Annotated in this window: 14 protein-coding genes; 10 read left to right on the top strand and 4 right to left on the bottom strand. The window is 31.2% G+C overall.

Annotated elements, in window-relative coordinates; genetic code table 11:
- Positions 1-94 precede the first annotated feature (94 nt).
- Together tsaD and V7R38_RS08530 are read left to right on the top strand one after the other, a co-directional pair.
- Positions 95-1120: a tRNA (adenosine(37)-N6)-threonylcarbamoyltransferase complex transferase subunit TsaD gene (tsaD, locus tag V7R38_RS08535; protein WP_334057567.1), complete on the top strand. Its 1026-nt coding sequence runs from the start codon at positions 95-97 to the stop codon at positions 1118-1120.
- A 4-nt stretch (positions 1121-1124) separates the two neighbouring features.
- The gene (locus V7R38_RS08530) at positions 1125-2978 is read left to right on the top strand and encodes an LTA synthase family protein (protein WP_334057566.1); all 1854 of its coding nucleotides are present in this window, start codon (positions 1125-1127) and stop codon (positions 2976-2978) included.
- On the opposite strand, the gene V7R38_RS08525 is transcribed toward V7R38_RS08530, so the two are convergent.
- Positions 2979-3386 (bottom strand): DUF2721 domain-containing protein, encoded by a 408-nt coding sequence (locus V7R38_RS08525; RefSeq protein ID WP_334058647.1) that lies wholly within the window; start codon positions 3384-3386, stop codon positions 2979-2981.
- Positions 3387-3484: 98 nt separating this feature from the next.
- On the opposite strand from V7R38_RS08525, the gene V7R38_RS08520 reads away from it, so the two are divergent.
- The 5 genes from V7R38_RS08520 to V7R38_RS08500 all read left to right on the top strand — a co-directional run bounded on the left by V7R38_RS08520 (position 3485) and on the right by V7R38_RS08500 (position 8465).
- Positions 3485-4246 carry a DUF1206 domain-containing protein gene (locus tag V7R38_RS08520; protein ID WP_334057564.1) on the top strand — a complete coding sequence of 254 codons (762 nt, stop codon included), beginning with the start codon at positions 3485-3487 and terminating at the stop codon, positions 4244-4246.
- 80 nt (positions 4247-4326) lie between these two features.
- Entirely contained in the window at positions 4327-4935 is a 609-nt protein-coding gene (locus tag V7R38_RS08515; RefSeq protein ID WP_334057562.1) for a M15 family metallopeptidase, read from the top strand.
- A gap of 78 nt (positions 4936-5013) precedes the next feature.
- Positions 5014-5685: a hypothetical protein gene (locus V7R38_RS08510; protein ID WP_334057560.1), complete on the top strand. Its 672-nt coding sequence runs from the start codon at positions 5014-5016 to the stop codon at positions 5683-5685.
- 131 nt (positions 5686-5816) lie between these two features.
- Positions 5817-6806, top strand: coding sequence for a pyruvate dehydrogenase (acetyl-transferring) E1 component subunit alpha (pdhA, locus tag V7R38_RS08505; RefSeq protein WP_015480441.1), 990 nt, complete (start codon positions 5817-5819; stop codon positions 6804-6806).
- A 3-nt stretch (positions 6807-6809) separates the two neighbouring features.
- Complete coding sequence (locus tag V7R38_RS08500; protein WP_334057557.1) at positions 6810-8465, top strand: pyruvate dehydrogenase complex dihydrolipoamide acetyltransferase; 1656 nt, start codon at positions 6810-6812, stop codon at positions 8463-8465.
- Positions 8466-8538: 73 nt separating this feature from the next.
- On the opposite strand, the gene V7R38_RS08495 is transcribed toward V7R38_RS08500, so the two are convergent.
- The 3 genes from V7R38_RS08495 to V7R38_RS08485 form a co-directional block, all read right to left on the bottom strand.
- Positions 8539-9741 (bottom strand): serine hydrolase domain-containing protein, encoded by a 1203-nt coding sequence (locus V7R38_RS08495; RefSeq protein ID WP_334057556.1) that lies wholly within the window; start codon positions 9739-9741, stop codon positions 8539-8541.
- A gap of 4 nt (positions 9742-9745) precedes the next feature.
- Entirely contained in the window at positions 9746-11842 is a 2097-nt protein-coding gene (gene recG, locus V7R38_RS08490) for an ATP-dependent DNA helicase RecG (protein WP_334057555.1), read from the bottom strand.
- Positions 11843-12002: 160 nt separating this feature from the next.
- Positions 12003-17699 (bottom strand): choice-of-anchor A family protein, encoded by a 5697-nt coding sequence (locus tag V7R38_RS08485; RefSeq protein ID WP_334057553.1) that lies wholly within the window; start codon positions 17697-17699, stop codon positions 12003-12005.
- A gap of 325 nt (positions 17700-18024) precedes the next feature.
- On the opposite strand from V7R38_RS08485, the gene V7R38_RS08480 reads away from it, so the two are divergent.
- The 3 genes from V7R38_RS08480 to V7R38_RS08470 all read left to right on the top strand — a co-directional run bounded on the left by V7R38_RS08480 (position 18025) and on the right by V7R38_RS08470 (position 22569).
- A complete protein-coding gene (locus V7R38_RS08480; protein ID WP_334057551.1) occupies positions 18025-19239 on the top strand; it encodes an RsmB/NOP family class I SAM-dependent RNA methyltransferase in 1215 nt (404 codons plus the stop codon).
- A 70-nt stretch (positions 19240-19309) separates the two neighbouring features.
- On the top strand, positions 19310-21487 hold the full coding sequence (locus V7R38_RS08475) for an endonuclease (RefSeq protein WP_334057548.1): 2178 nt from the start codon (positions 19310-19312) through the stop codon (positions 21485-21487).
- Positions 21487-22569, top strand: a complete 1083-nt coding sequence (locus tag V7R38_RS08470) for an endonuclease (RefSeq protein ID WP_334057545.1) — start codon at positions 21487-21489, stop codon at positions 22567-22569. The genes V7R38_RS08475 and V7R38_RS08470 overlap by 1 nt, the downstream gene beginning before the upstream one ends.
- Positions 22570-22602 lie beyond the last annotated feature (33 nt).

Below are 22602 nucleotides of genomic sequence, written 5' to 3'. Positions count from 1 at the left end.
TGCAAATTTAACAAAGAATTAAATTTCTATTCCTAAAAAATAAAGCACTCATAAAAATATACTTAATTTTGCAATTGCTTAACATTAATTTAAAATGGATAAACCTACCTATATTCTTGCAATTGAATCTTCTTGTGATGACACAAGTGCAGCTGTAATGTGCAATGCTAAAGTTTTAAGCAATGTTGTTGCCAACCAAGATGTGCATTCTAAATATGGTGGAGTTGTGCCTGAATTGGCTTCTAGAGCGCATCAACAAAACATTGTACCTGTTGTACAACAGGCTTTAGCCCAAGCTAGCATTACTAAAAATGATTTAGCTGCAATAGCTTTTACCAAAGGTCCAGGTTTAATGGGTTCTTTATTGGTAGGAACATCTTTTGCTAAGTCTATGGCTTTGGGTCTAAACATTCCCTTATTAGATGTAAACCATATGCAAGCTCATATCTTGGCACATTTTATTGATGAAGAAGGCACTAAGCAACCTAGTTTTCCTTTTATATGTTTAACTATTAGTGGAGGGCATACTCAAATTGTAAAGGTTTCTAATTATTTCGATATGGAGATTTTAGGAGAAACCATAGACGATGCTGTTGGTGAAGCTTTTGATAAATCAGCGAAACTTTTAGGTTTACCTTATCCTGGAGGGCCTTTAATTGATAAATATGCACAATTAGGAAACCCGAAAGCGTATTCTTTTACCAAACCAAAAGTTGGTGATTTAGACTTTAGTTTTAGTGGTTTAAAAACTGGAATTTTATATTTTATTCAAAAACAACAGCGAGTAAACCCAAATTTTGTTGAAGAAAACTTAAATGATATTTGTGCATCCATTCAGTATACTATTGTAGAGATTTTTATGGATAAATTAAAGAATGCTGTTAAACAAACAGGCATAAAACAAATTGCAATAGCTGGTGGAGTATCTGCTAATTCAGAAATTAGAAAACGTTTAATGCTAGCAGAAAAACATTTTGGATGGTCTACCTATATTCCGAAATTTGAATATACTACAGATAATGCAGCAATGATTGGTGTAACTGGGTATTTAAAGTTTATAAATAACATCCATGCAGACATCAACGTTACTGCAAAAGCAAGATTAAAAGTAACAGATTAATACTATGAAAACACTAGTAAATAGAGCTGCTTTTAATTTTAAATACTTCTTATTCTGGATTGCTTATTTTGTTTTTGCTAGGCTGATTTTCTTATTGTATTATTTTGATAAAACGCAAGAATTATCCTTTTCAACAATATCTAAAACAATTGTATATGGTTTAAGACTAGATGCTTCTTTTTCGGCATACATTTCTCTGTTGCCATTTCTGTTGATTGTTTTATCAATTTTTATATCGAACAAACCTATTTTAAAAATTATAAAAGTATATACCTATTTTGTAATTGTTGGCTGCACACTTTTATTATTTATTGATGCTGGTTTGTATAAAGCTTGGGGAATTCGTTTAGATGCAACCTTGTTAGATTATTTGAACACACCAGAATTAATGGTTTCTTCTGCATCTACAAGTCAATTAGTTTTTGGTGGCTTATTTTGGTTTATCACCTCTATTTTATTTATAAAATTTTACAAAAAACTTCATCAAAATTTCTTAAACTTCATAACTAAAGATCATTTTTCTGAGGTTTTAATTTCTTTATTTTTAGTTGCATTTTTAATTTTGCCTATAAGAGGTGGTCTACAAACAATTCCCATCAATCAAAGTAATGTTTATTTTTCGAAAAACATGTTTGCCAATCATGCTGCTTTAAATTATATGTGGAATTTTACCAATACAATTAGTCATAAAGCAGATTTAGATAATCCGTATCAAATTTTTGAGCCAAAGGTTGCAAATAATATTATTCAAAAAACTAAAAACAAACTACTTAACTCTAATTACGATAGTATTCTAATCACTAAAAAACCGAATGTAATTCTTATCATTTGGGAGAGTTTATCTGCAAAAGTAGTTGGTAGTTTAGGGGGAGAAAAAGGTGTTACTCCAAATTTAAATAGACTTTCTAAAGAAGGAATTTTATTTACTAATTTCTATTCAAATGGAGATAGAACAGATAAAGGTATCCCAGCTATTTTAAGTGGTTACTATCCTCAACCTGTTAGAAAAATAATGAAGTTGCCTAGCAAAACTAGAAGCTTACCAATGTTGCCTTTTGAAATGAATAAATTGGGGTATGAAACCTCTTTCTATTATGGTGGAGATTTAAATTTTGGCAATATGAATACATATTTGCTAAATGCAGGAATTACCAATTTTGTTGATGGTAGTTATTTTGATAGTAAAGATTGGAATTCTAAATGGGGTGCTTATGATGATGTATTTATGAAAAAATTTACTGATGATTTAGCAAATCAGCCAAAAGAACCATTTTTTAAAATAGCGTTAACACTTTCTAGCCACGAACCTTATGAAATAAAAGGTGAATATAAATTTGGGAAAAAAGGTACAGACAATTTGTATAGAAGCGCTCATTTTTACACTGATAAAGTTATAGGAGATTTTGTTGAATTTGCAAAAAAACAAGATTGGTATCAAAACACGATAATTGTAATTATGTCAGATCATGGTCATAGTTCTCCAAAGCATGAAGGTGAATTTTTTGCGCCAATTAAATTTCAAATTCCAATGTTGTGGTTGGGTGGAGCTGTAAACAAAAACATAAAAGAAGTTGATGCAATATCAAGTCAAGTTGATTTTTCTTACACCCTATTAGATTTGCTAGGTGGAGATAACAGTAAATTTGTTTTTGGTAAAAATTTATTTAATACTTCTGATAATCAATATGCCTATTATTCTTACAACAAAGGTTTTGGTGTAGTATCTAAAAAAGGAAACTACCTTTTTGATTATATTAAAAATGAAAGTGTCTCTGCTTCTGGCACTTATCAACATTTAGACTCATTAGGCAAAGGAATTACTCAAAATGCTTATGATGATTATTTGAACAGAAAATAATTACTTCTTTTTTAAATACTCTTCAATATCAGCTATATGATGTTGCAAAGCCTGCGTAGATATTTGAATTTCTCTAATTAAAAATACAAGCGAAAGCAATAATAAAACCAAACCTAATCCAAATGCATAAGCTGCAATTGTAAATAGATTAATGTAAATTAAGAACATGGTTAATACACAAAATAAAAGACTTGTAATACCAAATATTTGCATCCATCTTGTTAAGTTCAACCTTAGTTTTAAATTCTGAATTTGTCTCAATAAAGAATCGTCTTTTTCTTTTAAATATTTATCGTGCAAATTTCGAATTACTGCAGCATAGGCTAAAAATCGATTGGTGTAAGCCAGCATAATTAATGAAATTGCAGAAAACAATAAAGCTGGTGTTGTTAGAGATAGTTCTTCCATAGTTTCAAATGTAGATATTTTTACGAAATGCATTCATAATTAATTTGATTGTATTAAAAATGACTTTGAATTACATATAATTTTGTAAAAAAAGAACTATGGAGACTATTAGAAAAATCGGAATTTTAACTAAAGGAATCATCTATTCTTTAGTTGGGATATTAACTTTTTTAGCTGCCATAAACTATGGTGGTCAAGTATCAGGCAAAAATAAAGTCATCAACTTTTTAGAACAACAAACTTTTGGGCAAACCTTAGTATTAATAATTGCCTCAGGTTTCCTCTTGTATGCTCTATGGAGATTTTATTCGGCTTTTTTAGATGGTAAAAACGAAGGTTCAGATAAAAAAGGAATTGTAAAAAGAATTGGTTATTTCATTAGTGGAGGTATTTATGCTTTGTTATCAATATCAATTTTTACCAAATCTCTGAGCTCTTCAAACAGTGGTAAAACTGATGCAGCACAAATGCTGATTGATAATCAAGCAGGTTTAATTTTATTATACATTATTGGAGTTATATTATTCTTTGTTGGTGTATATCAATCTTATAAAGGATATACTTTAAAGTTTTTAAAAGATATTGAGAATTCAGGAAGTGTAGAATCTAAAACAATTTTAAAAAAATCGGGTAAATATGGTCACATTGCAAGAGGAATATCATTCTTAATATTTGGATTCTTTGTTATAGTTGCTGCTTATGAAAAAAATGCTGGAGCTATTAAAGGTTTAGAGGGCATGTTTAATTATTTACAAACATATCAATGGGGAAATATTTTAATGGGTTTAATGGCGGTTGGATTTTTAGCTTATGGTACTTATCAATATTTCTTAGCAAGATATAGCTCATTGTATTCATAGGAAACTATTACATTTGTTGTATGATTAATAAATATTGTTTTCTCTTTATACTATTTACTAGCAGCCTTTTTAGTCAAAAAATGGCAAAAGGATTTGTTTATCTTTCAGATATAGCACCCACTATTCAAATGGAATTGCGCTATAACTCAAAAAATAACTTTATTGGCACACCTATAGATGGTTATAAAAACAATTGTGTAATTCTTACCAAACAAACAGCTCTTGCTTTAGAAAGAGTGCAATCAGAATTGAGTAAAAAAGGTTTAAGCCTCAAAATTTTTGATGCGTATAGACCACAAAGAGCAGTAGATCATTTTGTGAGATGGGCTAAGGTTTTGAATGATACTTTAATGAAGAAAGAATACTATCCTAATGTGCTAAAATCAGAATTATTTCAGAGAGGCTATATAGCTTCAAAATCTGGACATACAAGAGGAAGTACAGTAGATTTAACAATTATAGATCGTAAAACAGGAAAAGAATTAGATATGGGTAGTCCTTATGATTTTTTTGGAGTACAATCTCATCCTTTCTACAATGATATATCTAAAGAACAGAAAGAGAACAGAATGCTTCTACGTAGAGTGATGATGGCTCAAAAATTTATTCCCTATAAAAATGAATGGTGGCATTTTACCTTAAGTAATGAACCCTTTAGAAATCAATATTTTAATTTTAATATTGAATAGAAATTTTAACAATTCTAAAACAGCTTACGTTTAATCTCGGCATTATATTTGCTTTTAATGACTTGTAAGAACATTTATATGAAAATCAAATTTCACATCACAATAAGCTGTCTATTGCTATTTATAAGTTTAAATACTTATAGTCAATTAGATACCAATAAAGGCACCAAAGAAAAAGGTAAAACGAAAGCTGTAGTATTAAATAATGCTAAAGTTGTAAAAAAACCAAATTCAATAGAATTAAATGGTACTACTGGTTTTGAAAAAGCCTATAATGCAGAAAAAGAGAAATTAAGAAAACAGAATAAACAAAAGAATTTAGACAATAAAGGTATATTAACACAGGCAAAATTAAATGAACAACGTTTTTTAAAATCGTTCAAAAAAATAAATGGCCAATACATTATACCAAAAATAGATCAAGATTTAGGTAGTTTTAGAACAGATTCTAAAAGTGTAAACATTATTTGTAGAGATTATCAATATCCAGATGGAGATCGAGTAACGATTTATATTAATGATATTCCTGTAGTTTACAATATAACCTTAAGAGAAAGCTATCAAAAATTCAACATTCCTTTAGATGTTGGTATCAACAAAATAGTAATCGAAGCATTAAATCAAGGTACTTCTGGCCCTAATACTGCTGCCTTTAAAGTTTTTAGTGATTCTGGCGCCTTAATTTCATCTAATGAATGGAACTTAGCAACAGGTGCTAAAGCTACACTTCTTATAGCTAAGGATAAATAATGGCAATCTAGCTAAATCGATTTCGCTAAAATTAAATAATCAAGTTTTTTTATTCTTTATAAATGCGTTATTTTTGTATTAACTGTTATACAATGACGTATTGTATTATAACTTAATCAACGATTTAAAGAATGAAAAAAATCACCAAAGAAACGTATTTAGATTGGTACAAAAACATGCTTTTCTGGCGTAAATTTGAAGATAAATTAGCTTCAGTTTATATTCAGCAAAAAGTAAGAGGCTTTTTACATTTATATAATGGTCAAGAAGCAATCTTAGCAGGTGCTTTACATGCAATGGATTTATCTAAAGATAAAATGATTACTGCATACAGAAATCACGTACAACCAATTGGTATGGGTGAAGATCCTAAAAAAGTAATGGCAGAATTATATGGTAAAGCTACAGGTACCTCTAAAGGTATGGGTGGTTCAATGCATATTTTCTCTAAAGAATTTGGTTTTTATGGAGGACATGGAATTGTTGGTGGTCAAATACCTTTAGGAGCAGGTATTGCTTTTGCTGATAAGTACAAAGGTAGTGATGGTGTTACCTTAACTTGTTTTGGTGATGGTGCAGCAAGACAAGGTTCTTTGCATGAAGCATTTAACTTGGCTATGTTATGGAAATTACCAGTAATCTTTATTTGTGAAAACAATGGGTATGCAATGGGTACTTCTGTAGAAAGAACAGCAAACCACACAGATATTTGGAAATTAGGTTTAGGTTACGAAATGCCTTGTGGACCTGTAGATGCCATGAATCCTATAAAAGTAGCTGAAGCTATTGATGAAGCATTACAAAGAGCAAGAAGAGGTGATGGACCAACATTCTTAGAAATGAAAACGTATAGATATAGAGGTCACTCAATGTCTGATGCTCAACACTACAGAACAAAAGATGAAGTGGAAGAGTACAAAAAAATAGATCCTATTACTCAAGTAAAAGATGTAATTTTTGAAAAAGGGTATGCAACAGAAGATGAAATATCTGCAATCGATAAAGAAGTAAAAGCTATGGTTAAAGAATGTGAGAAGTTCGCGGACGAATCTCCATATCCTGAAACTCAACAATTGTATGATATGGTTTATGAACAAGAAGATTATCCTTTTATAAGTTAAGATATGGCTACAGTTATAAATATGCCGCGTTTAAGTGACACCATGGAAGAAGGTGTTGTTGCACAGTGGTTGGTAAAAGTTGGGGATAAAGTTGAAGAAGGTGATATTCTAGCTGAAATTGAAACTGATAAAGCTACAATGGAGTTTGAATCTTTTCACGAAGGAACTTTATTACATATAGGTATTCAAGAAGGGGAAACATCTCCAGTGGATAAATTATTAGCAATTATTGGTGAAGAAGGTGAAGATATTTCTGGCCTTTTAAGTGGTGAAGCGAGTTCAGAAGAATCTGATTCATCTGCTAATGAAGCAAATAATGAAGAACCTAAAGAATCTGAGGCTAAAGCTGAAGAAAAATCTGAAGGTGCTAATATACCAGAAGGAGTTAATGTAATTTCTATGCCACGTTTAAGTGATACCATGACTGATGGTACAGTTGCAACTTGGTTAAAGAAAGTTGGTGATAAAGTTGAAGAAGGTGATATTTTAGCTGAAATAGAAACAGACAAAGCAACAATGGAGTTTGAGTGTTTCTATGAAGGAACAATCTTACATATAGGTGTTCAAGAAGGTGAAACAGCTCCTGTAGATAGTTTATTAACCATTATTGGTCCTGAAGGAACAGATGTTTCTGCTATCGTTAAAAATGGCGGAGCAACAACTTCTTCTTCTTCAGAAACTAAATCAGAAGAGGCTCCTAAGAAGGAAGAATCTACTAAAACCGAATCAAAAACTGAAAATACGCAACCTGAAGCAAATACTACTACAAATTCAAATGGTGGTAGAATATTAGCTTCTCCTTTAGCGAAAAAAATTGCTTCTGATAAAGGAATAGATTTATCTAAAGTTTCTGGTTCTGGAGAAAATGGAAGAATTATTAAAAAGGATGTAGAAAACTACACTCCAGCTGCAAATACAGAAACTGCTGCTCCAGCAGCAAGTAATGCTACAGTTCCAGTTGTTTCAATTGCTGGTGAAGAAAGATCTGAAGAGGTTAAAAACTCTCAAATGCGTAAAGCAATTGCAAAATCTTTAGGTAACTCTAAATTTTCTGCACCAGACTTCAGTTTAAATATTGAAGTTGATATGGAAAATGCAATGGCATCAAGAAAAACAATCAACGCTATTCCAGATACTAAAGTATCTTTTAATGATATGGTTGTTAAAGCTTGTGCAATGGCTTTAAAGAAACATCCACAAGTAAATACTTCATGGTCTGACAACAATACTATTTATCACTCTCATATTCATGTAGGTGTTGCAGTAGCTGTAGACGATGGTTTATTAGTACCTGTTATTAAGCACACAGATCAATTAAGTTTAACTCAAATTGGTGCAGGTGTTCGTGATTTAGCTGGTAAAGCTAGAAACAAAAAAATTGCTCCAGCAGAAATGCAAGGAAGTACATTTACTGTTTCTAACTTAGGTATGTTTGGTATTGATAACTTTACATCAATAATTAACCAACCAAACTCAGCAATTTTATCTGTAGGTACAATAGTTGAGAAGCCAGTTGTGAAAAACGGACAAATTGTAGTTGGTAATACTATGAAATTGACGTTAACTTGCGATCATAGAACTGTTGATGGTGCTGTTGGTGCACAATTTTTACAAACGTTAAAAACATTTATTGAAAACCCTGTTACAATGTTAGCTTAGTTTCTTTAAATGATGAAATATAAAAAATCCTTAACTTAATTGTTAAGGATTTTTTTTGGTCTATAAAAAGAGATTAAACCTTTAAATTTTCTGATATAATTTGTTTAATCTTCTTATTCAGATATTTTAAAGAGTTATAACTTGTATGCTCTAACACTATAACCACCAAATCTTCTTCTAAATAATTGGTTAAAGCAGTACTAAAGCCATTCCATTTACCATAATGATAAATGTTTTTATCGTCTCTCCTATCCATTCTAAAACCAAAACCATAAGGCACTTTACGTCCAAAAATAGTTTCGCCTTTAGTATACATTTGTGCAAGTGATTCTTTAGACAATAGATTACCTGAATTCAATGCATAGGTCCATTTAAACAAATCTTCTGCAGTTGAGTAAACATTTTTATCACCTACAATAGCATCATTAATTGTATTACCTATTGTTAAGTGTTTCCAGCCTCTGTATAAACGATAACCTTTTAACTGATTTTTCCTCACAGTATCATTTTGGTAACTATACACAAATGAATTTTTCATGTCTAAAGGTTCAAAAATGTACTTTTTCAAATATTGATTATAAGGTAAGCCACTTACCTTTTCTACAATAGATGCTAAAACTACATATCCTGTATTTGAGTAATCGAAATTACGACCTGGTTTAAAGAAACGTTGTGCTTTAGATAATGGCAATACATTCATTAAATCTGTATTGGTTGGTGCTTTGTTTTCTTTCCATTCGTGCTCTGCTACCCAAAAATACTTTGGCAAACCAGAGGTATGATTCAATAAATTCTTAATGGTGATATTCTTGTAAGGAAACTCAGGAAAATAAAAGTTTACAGTATCTGTTAACTTAATTTTACCTTTCTCTTTTAATTGCATGATGGCTGCAGCTGTAAACTGTTTACTTACAGAGGCCAATTGAAACACAGACTCTTCTTTTAATGGAACTTTCTTTCTAAAATCTGCATAACCTACCTGGTTTTGATACACTATTTTTTTATTCTTAGCCACTAAGACAGATCCGTGAAAATCGTGTCTTTTATTAATTCTTTTAAGTAATGAATCTAATTTTTGATTTACTTCTTTTGTAGTTTCTTCAGGATAATATTCTACAGGTATTTCAAGCTTATTGTCTGTTTTATGTACAACTTCTTTTTTTACAGTTGCATTAGAATTATCTTCTTTTCCTTGGAAAGAAAAGATTGAAAAAACAACGCATCCAATTATTATTATTAAAATTATTATGTTCTTATAAATTTTACTCAACATCATTCATTTAACTGATATTACTCCATATTTTAGAGGTTTTACTAATTTTAGCAAACGTATTTTTTACTGGTAAATTGTGTGGTTTTTCTAAGTTTGGATCTTCTTGTAATACATCTATGGCTGTATTTCTAGCTGCAACCAAAATTTTGGAATCTTTAGCTACATCAGCAATTTTTAAATTTAACACTCCACTTTGTTGAGTACCCATTAAATTTCCTGGTCCACGTAGTTTTAAATCTACCTCAGCAATTTTAAATCCATCTGTAGTATCTACCATTGTTTTTAAACGTGTTTTACCTTCTTCAGACAATTTATAACTAGAAAGTAAAATACAATAACTTTGGTCTGCACCTCTACCCACTCTTCCTCTTAATTGATGTAGTTGAGACAATCCAAATCGTTCTGAACTTTCAATAATCATTACACTTGCATTGGGTACATTTACACCAACTTCAATTACAGTTGTAGCCACCATAATCTGCGTTTCTCCTTTTACAAAACGCTGCATTTCATAATCTTTATCTGCAGGTTTCATTTTACCATGAACAATACTTATTTGATATTTAGGTGATGGAAACTCTCTTGCAACACTTTCATAACCATCCATTAAATCCTTATAATCCATAGCCTCAGATTCTTGAATTAAAGGGTATACAATATATACTTGTCTACCTTTTGCTATTTCATCTTTCATAAATTTGAATACAGACAAACGATTGCTATCAAATCTATGAACAGTTTTTATTTCTTTTCTTCCTGGAGGTAATTCATCAATAACAGAAATGTCTAAATCTCCATAAACAGACATGGCTAAAGTTCTAGGGATTGGTGTTGCTGTCATTACCAAAATATGAGGAGGCAAGGAGTTTTTAGCCCAAAGTTTAGCTCTTTGTTTTACACCGAATCTATGCTGTTCATCTATAATTGCAATTCCTAAATTTTTAAATTTTACTTTATCTTCTAGTAATGCATGTGTGCCAATTAAAATATGTAATGTACCATCTTCTAACCCTTCATGAATTTCTCTACGTTTTTTAGTTCTAACAGACCCTGTAAGAATATCAACTTTAATAATCATGCCTTCTACCAATTCTGAAACTGCAATAAAATGCTGATTTGCTAATATTTCTGTTGGAGCCATAATTGTTGCTTGATATCCATTATCTATGGCTAAAAGTGTAGTTAATAAAGCTACAATTGTTTTTCCTGAACCAACATCTCCTTGTAACAATCGATTCATATGTGCACCAGAAGCTACATCTTTTCGAATTTCTTTCAATACCCTTTTCTGAGCATTGGTTAAATTAAAAGGTAATTTTTCTGAATAAAATTGATTAAAAATAGCACCTACATTTTCAAAAACAAATCCCTTAATCTTTGCTTTGTTGATTAGTTTTTTTCGAACCAATTGTAATTGAATAAAAAAGAGTTCTTCAAACTTTAAGCGATTTTGTGCCTTGGCTAAATTTTCTTGACTTTTAGGAAAGTGTACATTCAATAAAGCATCTCGCTTTTTCATCAACTTAAAATCATTAATAATTTCATTTGATAAACTTTCTTGAATACCATCGTAAAATTGCTGTAACAACTTTTGAATGTAAGAACGAATCATTTTATTTGAAACACCAGAATTGGTGAGTTTTTCTGTAGAATGATAAATGGGCTGCATTTTAGTTTGCAACTTTTTCTTGTATTCAGAAACCAACTCCATTTCTGGGTGTGGAATACTAAAAGTACCATTATAATGATTCAGTTTACCATAAACGACATAGGGCACATCAGTTTTTAAAGAATCTTTAATCCATTTTTGACCTTTAAACCAAACCAACTCCATAGATCCAGTCGCATCTTGAAAGGTAGCTACTAACCTACTTCCTCTTTTTTGTGCTACAGACTTAACATTGATAATTTTACCCACAACTTGTACTTCTGAGGAGTTTGGTTGCAGTTCTTTTATAGCATGAAACTTAGTTTTATCTATATATCTAAAAGGAAAGAAATTTAAGAGGTCATTACATGTTTTAATACCTAATTCTGAATATAAGAGTGTAGCTCTTTGCACACTTATTCCTGAAATATATGTAATTGGGTATTCTAAGTTCAAAATTTATAAAATGGATACTCAAAAATAACAAATTCATTATTTAATAATTAGCATTATCCAAATTATTACAAATAAAAAAAGAGCTGACGTAGTCAGCTCTTGAGATCGCTAGTTCAATTAATACCCCTAAAAATTGGAAACTAGCAATTTGTATTAATAATTATCTAAACAGTATTTTTGAAGTACCATAATCTGACTCTTGACTTGTAACCTTTAAGAATAAAACACCAGGTTTTACATTAAAATTATAGTCTAGTTCGTTTTTACCTGCAGTTAAATTCGCAGTTCCTCTATAGATTGTTTTACCATTAATATCCGTTAATGTTACTGTTGCTTCAGTATCATGCTCACTAAATAACATCACATTTACATTTCCTTTAGACGGATTTGGATATGCCATAAACTCATTTTCGAACTTCTCTATTTTATTTACAGTTTCACTTTCTACAGCAACCTTAGTAAATCTTACATCAGAAATTACTAAATCTAATTCTTTAGTTTGTGCTTCTACAGGTAAGAATGTAAAAGTCAATGTAGTTAAGTCATCTGCAGTAATTGTGTTTTCTGTTGCACTAGAAGCAAATATTTCGAAAGGAACATAGTAAGTTTGTTCATCTTCAGATAAATCTACCATAACTCTATATTGAGCTTTCCAGTCTTCTATAGATGCCTTAATTAACCCAAGTTCCATTAATCCAGAACCTTTGGCAGTGAATGCAACATAATTGTATTCTGAGTAATCTGCACTTAGTGTTCCTGGTAATAAAGACTTGTAGATGGTTAAATAATCGTACTCACTTTTTGCTTTAATTTCTACGCTTCTATTAATGGCATGCTCATCATCTTTGTATTCTCTATTGAAATTGTTCCAAACAAAGTAATTCTCAATTTCTGTATAGTTTTTATCATAGTCTAAACCCCAGTTACCATCTGCATGATAAAAAGCATCTTCAATTTCACCATCAACTTTTACTAAACCATCATACTCATAACCATCTGCAATATCTACTCTTAATGTCTGCTCTAATTCTGTATTTACTGGGTTGTATCTGTGTTTTACATTATTAGCAGTTTCAGAATAAATCTCTTCCATAGAAATCTCTGTATTTAAACCTTTTTGAGTACTTCTTAAAAGAATTAATAACTCTGATTTTTCTCTACTAATTTTTGCTGCAAATGTTTTAGGTACTTTCTGAATTTCTGTTTGTTTAACAGGCATAAAAGTGTTTAAGTTATGTAAAACATCTTTAACTAATTTTTGCGTATCTGTTGGATTTGTAGACCAAACTTGAAAATTATAAACATCATTAAATTTTATGTAATTGTTTACGTACCAATTTGTTTGAATGGTATAATTCGCATCATTATTATTCTTTGCAGTTGCAAAAGAAATTGCATATTCTACTACTCCATTTCTTTGTTTAATTGCTTGCATTAAGAAATTATACCCTTCTAAATGCACTTTTTGAATATTTAAAATCTCTGCTCCTCTTAATCTATCACAAGAAGCTTTTGTATGATTGTAAATTTTATCTGATGTTTTAATTCCTAAAACAACTCCCTTTGTTTTACCATCTACAGAAAAATCTACCGATAAAACTTCATCTGCAATAGTGTAGTCTAAAATATCTGTTGGCGAAGTTACATTGGCAACATTACCAGCAATTAATTCTGTTGGAAACATATCTAACAAAGTTTGTCCTTTTCCTTGGTAAGGTTGAGCTTGCTTTAATTTTGCTTTGTTGTATAAGTTAGCACTAGACTTTACAAAGTTAGTTGGCACAGAATTCTTTTTTCGGGCTACATAAATTTTAGAAATAGCATCACCTAAAGATTCAGATTCTACTCCTCCTCCATTTCCACCAGAAACCTCGTCAGAAGTAACTGTTACAGGAAATTGTTGTGTTACTGAACATCCATTTACATCTACAGCTGAAACCTCTACATAATATAAACCTGCATTAGAAATAGTAGTTGTTGCTGAAACATCTGTTCCTAAATTTTGAATTTCATATTTATTTTGATCTAAGAAAGACCAAGTAAATGATGTAAAGTCATTAGCATTATCGATTGTAAAATTCTTAGTTACACTATCATCAGAATTTGTAATTGTACTTGTAGTTAAAGAAATAGTAGCTTCTTGTTTAACAATAATTTGTTTAGTAAAAACATCTGTACCAAATGAATTAGTAGCCTCTAAAGTTACTGTATACGTACCTGGAGTATTATAAACTTTTGTTGGACTCATTAAAGTACTTGAAGTATTATCTCCAAAATCCCAAACATAAGTAATTGGATTTCCTGGTTGAACTATGTTACCCGTATTTGAATTATTCGTAAATTCAAATGAATTACCAGCTAAACATTGAGTTTCGTTGTTTACAGAAAAATCAGCAGTTGGAGCTACTCCATTATTTACAGAACAACCACCAATAGTAGGTGTAAAGTTTGCTGAATGTACTTCTCCACCTGCATGTTTAAATGAGTTTGCAATTACTTGCCCTTCTATATTTGCTTGATTTACTGTTTTTACAACATCAGCATTTGGTGCTAAAACTGTACCTTCTATTGTAGAATTTCCTTTAATATTTAAAGTTGTAGTGTTGTAAAAGTTATACATTATATATGGTGCATCTTGCTGACCTACGCCTGCTTGATTCCAAACATTCCAATCAAATGTACCTGAAGCATCTACATTTATTACTAAAACTTTAGAAGCACTTGGCTTATTATTGTAAGTAAATACACTTACATTGTTTAAGTCAGTACCTGAAATATTTAAATAGTTTACACCATCTTGTAAATTAATTTTTACTTGATTTGGCAAACCTGTATTTGAAATTGATTGTCCATTTGGGTTTGTTAATACTGCATTGTTTGTTTTCTGAGAAATGCTAACTGAATTATTTTTTAAACTTTGAAAAGCACTAGCAAAATCTATAACGTTGCTTTCAAAAACTGGATTATTAGTACTTGAAACCCCTAATTGATTTGCATTTGCTTGTAAAGCAATTCTTGGACTTGAGTTATAGTTTGAATTACTAGTAACTCTTATAGGTGCAAATGCACTATTCTGATCTTGATACCAAACAACAGCTCCATTACTTTCTCCAACCTTTAGATAAGTATTTTGATTAAGCTGTAATGCGTTTCCTGAATTGTAATTTACTTTACCACCAACAACTAAACCTACAGGAACATTGTTCACCTCAAAACTACCAGCATCATTTGTTGTAATTTGATAGTTACCAGATATTGTTAAATCTCCTCCAGTTGCAACAGCACCTTCAGTTTCGTTAGTACTTAGTTCTAAACCGTTTAATGTAAATACATTAAAACCTAAAGCTGCACTTGTAGGACTTTCGCTACAAGTATCTTCTGTTAAAGTTACATTTACAGTTTCTAATATACATGCATTGTTTGCATGAGAAATTTCAGCAAAATAAGTTGTATTATCTAAACCAGTAACATCTGCTATATTTAAGGTTGCAGAAGTTGCACCTGAATACACACCAGAATTTGAAATTGCAGTACCTCCATTGTTAGGGTCTCCTAAATACCATTGATAAACAACATCATTATTAGAATTACCTGCAGTTGCATAATTTGGAGATCCGTTTGTATAGCTTGTTGCTTGCTCAGCAGAAACTGTTACTGTAAAAAAAGTAGCTTCTCCAACTTTAATTGATTTATCCACAGGACTTGAAACCACAGCTAATTGATGTGCGTTTACCTCATTTCCATTAGAACCATCATATCCTCCAGTAGAGCCTTCAACTAATCCTTCATTATCAAAACCAGTTCCGTCAATAATACCATCATTATTGGCATCTAATCCTCCAGATTCAACAACATCTAAACAACCATCTCCATCTGAATCTAAATCTTTACTGTTAGGAATACCATCATTATCTGTATCTAAATCACAAGTAATTTCAGTTAATAAAATATTATCTACACCAACATCATTACCCGCATTTCCATTAGGCTGAGAATTTTTAATTACGATATTTACTTTAGAAGTAGTAGGTGTAAACTCTAAGGTTACACGTTTCCATTGATCGTCATTCAATACTCCTATTTGAGTTGATGTTATAGAAACCAATTCATTACCATTTTCATCTTCAATTAATAAAGTAAAAATTGGTGTATCATTACAACCAAAACATAAGCCAGAAAAATCTACTCTAAATCTATGCTTGTTTGCTGAGTTTACAGTAATATCATTTTGACGATAAATTTCTGAAACCGCAGGTGAATTGATATTTATTGATAAAAATCTACCATTAGAATCACCATCTGCATCAACATCGCCATTTCTATCTGTTCTATTATAGTGTGCCAAACCTGGACTTAAAGAAGAAACTACTGCATAAGAACCATCAGGAATTGCGCCATCAGTATCATAAGTATGATTGGCAACATTTGAGTTAGATTCTCTAGTAGTTCCGAATCCAAAATTTTCTTCAAAAATTGTATTTGTTTCTGCACATCCTTCTAAATCATCTTTGATACCATCATTATCATCATCTGAATCACATAAATCTGCTACTCCATCTAAATCTGTATCTAAATTTCCTGAAGCCAAAGCATCACAAGGATTAGCCAATAATTGTGCACTTGCAACCTCATTTACGCAAGCATTGTCTGAATGCGTTACTTTAACATAGTATGTGCTATTATATAAACCGGCTGTATTTGAAATATTTAAGGTTTTTGATGTTGTGTTAGAATAAGCACCAGAATCAGTTAATATAGTTCCTCCATTATTTGGATCTCCTAAATACCATTGGTATTGAATTTTATCATTCGCATTTCCTGCATTAGCATAAACAGGGTTTCCATTAGCGTAACTTGTTGCTTCTTCTGATGTAGCTTCAATTGTAAATGATGTTGAATTACCATAGGCAATAGTTTTATCTGATGCCAAACTCGATACATTAAAACTGTGTGCAGTTGTTTCAAAACCCGTTAAACCATTATAAGTTCCTGAAGAACCAGAAACTAAACCATCATTTGTAAAACCAGAACCGTCTGCAATACCATCGTTATTAGCATCTAACCCTCCAGACTCTACAACATCAAAACATCCATCTCCATCAGAATCTAAATCTAAGTTATTATCTATACCATCATTATCAACATCACAATCTGTAAAAGTTCCATATACTCTACCAAAAATATAGGTTGGTCCTGCTACTTCTTGTGAAACAATAAAATTGTTAGATGAAGTTGCGTTCCAAGTAAAATTATTAAAAGCATTACCATTAAATAATTCTAATTCAAATAAAGGCCCATTAGAAACTTTACTTGCATACATTTTAACGTCTAAATTCTCATCTACTACAAAACGAACTAGAGGAGTTTCTGGTTGTACAGTTCCATAATACTGAAACTGATAAATTTGAGGAATACCATTTTTCCCCCATAAACTACCGTCTTTAAATCTAATATTTTGTCCTGTAGTTGTTCCATTTTGCTGAAACTGAATTTCTTGTGTTGTTAAAGGAGTGCCGTTAATAGTTAAATTAAAACTATTGTCCATTTTAGTAATATCTAAAACAAAACCAGTTCCAACTGGTGTTAAAGAAAAATTTACTGAAGCACCATTCTCCACTTCAAAAGGAGTTTCACCAATTAATACAGTACATTCTTCAGTATCTAAAATTCCATCATTATCATCATCTAGATCACAGTCGTTATTTATTCCATCTCCATCAGCATCGTTAGCAGTAATAACACCTACAACTGCACCAACAGTGCAAGGATCTGTTTGTGTTGCTGAAAAAACTGGGTTATAAAAACTACAAGCAAAAACTAATAATAGGGCTAGGTAATGTTTAGAGGTAAGTTTCATAATTTAGGGTTTAAAAAGTAGCTGTGGTTTTTAATCACAACCATTTATACCACGAAATTACTATCAAAATCAACCTATAATTGACCATTTTCGATGAAACAACCACTGTTTTCGTCTAAAAAATAAATAATTCATTCGTCGAAGTTAAGTGTCGATGAATGGTATAGTTGAATGGTAGTATTTTAAAAAATCACTTATTTTCAGATATCCAAAAGCTATATTTCGATGTTTCTAACACCTCTATTTATGTTAGAAGATGAAACTAAAATTAACGTCATTAACTATATAATTCGTCTATATTTGCACTCTATTAGATTACTATAAAATGAGATTACACAGAAACTTAACTTTTGCTGTTATTGATAGCATTAGAGATATATTTAACGAAGGAGTTTATGCTGATAAAGCTGTAGAAAAAGCTTTAAAAAGAGATAAACGTTGGGGAGCAAGAGATCGTAAATTTGTTGCTGAAACGATTTATGACATTGTACGCTGGAACAGACTGTATGCAGAAATTGCAGAAGTTAAAGTACCCTATGATAGGGATAACATTTGGAGATTATTTTCTGTGTGGTGTATTTTAAGAGGAATTAAATTACCAGATTGGAATCAAATAGGTGACGTACCAGAAAGAAGAATTAAAGGACGATTTGCAGAGCTTTCTAAGACTAGAAAATTTAGAGAATCTATTCCAGATTGGATAGATGAACTATGTGTTTCTGAATTAGGAGAAGAAGTTTGGACCAAAGAAATTGCTGCTTTAAATCAGCAAGCATCAGTTATATTAAGAACAAATACTTTAAACATTTCTAAAGAACTTTTGCAAAAAAAGTTAAGAACAGAGAATGTTATTACGCAATTTGTTCCTAACCATCCTGACGCTCTAATTTTAGAAGAACGTGCCAACGTTTTCAGAACAGAAGCTTTCCATAATGGATTTTTTGAAGTTCAAGATGCTTCCTCTCAATTAGTTGCTGCCTATTTAGATGTTAAACCAGGCATGAAAGTGGTAGATACTTGTGCTGGTGCAGGAGGTAAAACCTTGCATTTATCTGCTTTAATGGAAAATAAAGGTCAGGTGATTGCTATGGATATTTACGAAAGTAAATTACGTAAATTAAAAATTAGAGCTAAAAGAAATAAAGCTCATAATATAGATTTAAGGGTGATTGACTCTACAAAGCCAATCAAAAAATTGCATGGTAAAGCAGATAGAGTACTAATAGATGCTCCTTGTTCTGGTTTGGGTGTTATTCGTAGAAATCCAGATTCTAAATGGAAGTTACAACCAGAATTTATAGATAATATTAAAAAGGTTCAACAAGAAATTTTACAAAGCTATTCTAAAATGGTAAAACCAGGTGGTAAGTTAGTATATGCTACCTGTTCTATTTTACCATCAGAAAATCAAGAACAGGTTAATGAATTCTTAACATCTGAGTCAGGAAAAGATTTTACTTTTGTAAGCGACAATAAGGTATTAGCTCATAAATCTGGTTTCGACGGATTTTACATGGCACTATTAGAGAAAAAACAGTAAAAATTTAAATTTTACTTGCTCTAAACTTGCTTGACTGAGAAATTGTTTAATGCCCTATGAAAACAATTTTATGAAAAAAAATGATCTTATATTTATCCTTACATTCCTATTTACCATTATTTTTTATGGTCAAGAATCATACTACAATGATGTAAATTTAAACGTAACAGGTTTAACCTTAAAAGAGGAGTTAGCTACTAAAATAATAAGTACACACACTCAATTCTTATTTTATGATCAAATTTGGGATGCTGCTAAAGCAACAGATGTAAACCCAGATAATAATCAAGAGGTACTGCTAATTTACGGTTTTGAAAATGGTACAGACACAGATGTAACTAATGACAGAACACGTGGAATAGATAACAATAGTGGTGCATCTGGAGATTGGAACAGAGAACATGTTTATTCACAATCTTTAGGAACTCCTGCATTATCAGACTCAGGTCCAGGTTCAGATGCGCATCATTTGAGACCTGCAGATGCTCAAAGAAATTCATCAAGAAATAACAGAAAATTTACAGATGGCTCTGGTAATTCAGGCATTCAGTCTAATGGAGGTTGGTATCCAGGAGACGAATGGAAAGGTGATGTTGCTAGAATGATGATGTACATGTACGTAAGGTATGATGATAGATGCCTTATGAGTAATGTTGGTATAGGAGATAATTATGCTACAACAGATGACATGATTGATTTGTTTTTAAAATGGAATGTAGAAGATCCTGTTTCTGATTTTGAAAAGCAGAGAAATACATATCATGAAGATACTGCAAACCAAAATGCGCAAGGAAATAGAAATCCTTTTATAGACAACCCAATATTGGCTACTAGAATTTGGGGTGGAGACAATGCAGAAGATACTTGGGGTATTTATACTAGTTCAGATAATGAAGCTCCTACTGCTCCAACAAATCTTTCAGCTTCAAATATTACCACGTTTTCAGTAAATCTTACTTGGGATGAATCAACAGATAATATAGGCGTTACAAGTTATGATATTTACGTAAACAACGTTCTACAAATAGCAACCTCAGAAACGTCTATAACCATAGCCAACTTAGCTTCAAATACAACCTACTCATTTGCTGTATTAGCAAAAGATATTACGAATAACTCATCTACTCTTAGTAATGTATTAAATGTTACAACCTTAGAAGATATTTATTCACCAACTGTGCCTACTAACTTAGTAATTAGTAACGAAACTGAATCTTCTTTTATCGTTTCATGGTCTGCTTCTACAGACAATACAAATGTAGCTTTGTATGAGGTATATGTTGATAATGTTGTAAATGGCAATACAGCAGATGTTACCTACACAGTAACAAGTTTAACAGCAAATACTACTTATAAAATCGAAGTTTTAGCTATAGATGATGTAGGAAACAAATCTGCATTATCAAGCCCAATAAATGGGTCTACAACAAATGGTGCTGGTGTTGCTACTGAATTATTTTTCTCTGAATATTTAGAAGGAGAAAGTAACAATAAGGCTATAGAAATCGTTAATCTAACCAATACAGATATCGATTTAAGTTCTTATAGTTTGGCAAGACAATCTAATGGAGGTTTAAATGGTGCTGATTGGGAATGGATAATGCCTTTAGCTGGTACTATACAATCTCAAGATGTTTATGTGGTAGTCAACGAAGCAGCTGGCGAACATACTTCTTCAAAAACTCAAGCGGCTATAGTTGCTGGAGACTATTTAATTCAAATTGCTGATTCAATTCGAGTTCATGATGGAGATACCAATTTTGGAGCTCCAATAAATTTTAATGGAAATGATCCAGTAGGTTTGTTTAAAAATGATGTTTTAATAGATATTATTGGAACATATAATGGAGGTTCAGCAAACTTTGGTAAAGACAAAGTACTAAGAAGAAAAAGCGGTATTTCTCAACCAAATACAGCATTTGATTTAGATAATGAATGGGAAGTTTTTAATAAAAATGATGCCAGCGATTTTGGCACACATAGTGCAATTGTATTATCAACAAACGGTTTTACCAAGGAGTACAATATTCATTTTTACCCAAATCCAACTGAAGATGTTTTGAGAATTCAAAATAAAAGCGGTTCAAGAATTTCAGAAATTAGTATTTACAACACTTTAGGTAAAGAGGTTTTATCAGTACAAAATGTATCTAATGAAATTTCTTTAACAGTTTTACCTATAGGGTTTTACCATTTAAAATATAAAATAGAGAACCAATGGTTCGTCTTAAAATTGATTAAAAAATAATGAAATATAAATTACTCTTACCACTTATTTTAATTGCAACTTTTAGTTTTGCACAAGCCCCTACAGGATATTACAGTTCAGCAAGTGGAAGTGGTTATACTCTTAAAACACAACTAAAAAATATCATTAAAAATGGTCACATAGACCAAGGTTACAGTGCTTTGTATGATGCTTATGAAACCTCAGATACAGATAGTTTTTATGAAAACGATAATACTGTATTAGATATGTATTCAGAAAATCCTTCTGGCACAGATCCTTATAATTACACACATGGAGCTAGAAAATGTGGTAATTACAACTCTGAGAATGATTGTTATAATAGAGAACATATTTTTCCTCAAGGATTTTTCAATAGTCAAACTCCCATGAGAACAGATATCCATCATGTAGTACCTTCTGATGGTTCTGTAAATGGACGAAGAAGCAATTATCCTTTTGGAGAGGTTACAAATGCGAATCACACTTCTTTAAATGGATCAAAAGTTGGAAATAATACTGTGTTTGGTTATTCAGGTATTGTTTTTGAGCCTATTGACGAGTTTAAAGGCGACATTGCAAGAATGCTATTTTATTTTGCAACTCGCTATGAAGATGACGTGACTGATAGTTCTTGGGATGATCCTAATGATTCTGCTAACAACCCATTAAATGGCACAAATCATCAAGTGTATGCTCAATGGTATATTCAATTATTATACAAATGGCATCTAGAAGACCCTGTAAGTCAAAGAGAAATAGTAAGGAACAATGAAGCTTATGATTTTCAAGGTAATAGAAATCCTTTTATCGATCATCCAGAATATGTGAGTGAGATTTGGTCTTCTGTTTTATCTACAGAAAGTTTTAATAAGACTAGTTTTAAAATATATCCAAACCCAAATGTAAACGGAACATTATACATCAATACCAACACAGAGATAAACGTAAACATTTACAATGTATTAGGCAAAATTGTGTTGAATTACAAAATTGATGCAAATACAAACAGTATAAATATTAGCTCATTGCCAAAAGGGGTCTATTTAATAAAATGTAATACTGCCTCTACTTCAATCACAAAAAAGCTAATTAAAAAGTAACATCAAAATTTAAATTAAAAAAAGACGACTACT

The sequence above is a fragment of the Polaribacter sp. P097 genome (genome assembly GCF_036864555.1).
Lineage (GTDB): Bacteria > Bacteroidota > Bacteroidia > Flavobacteriales > Flavobacteriaceae > Polaribacter.
Note: the sequence above shows the minus strand (reverse complement) of the source record. Positions and strands in the feature narration are given on the sequence as shown.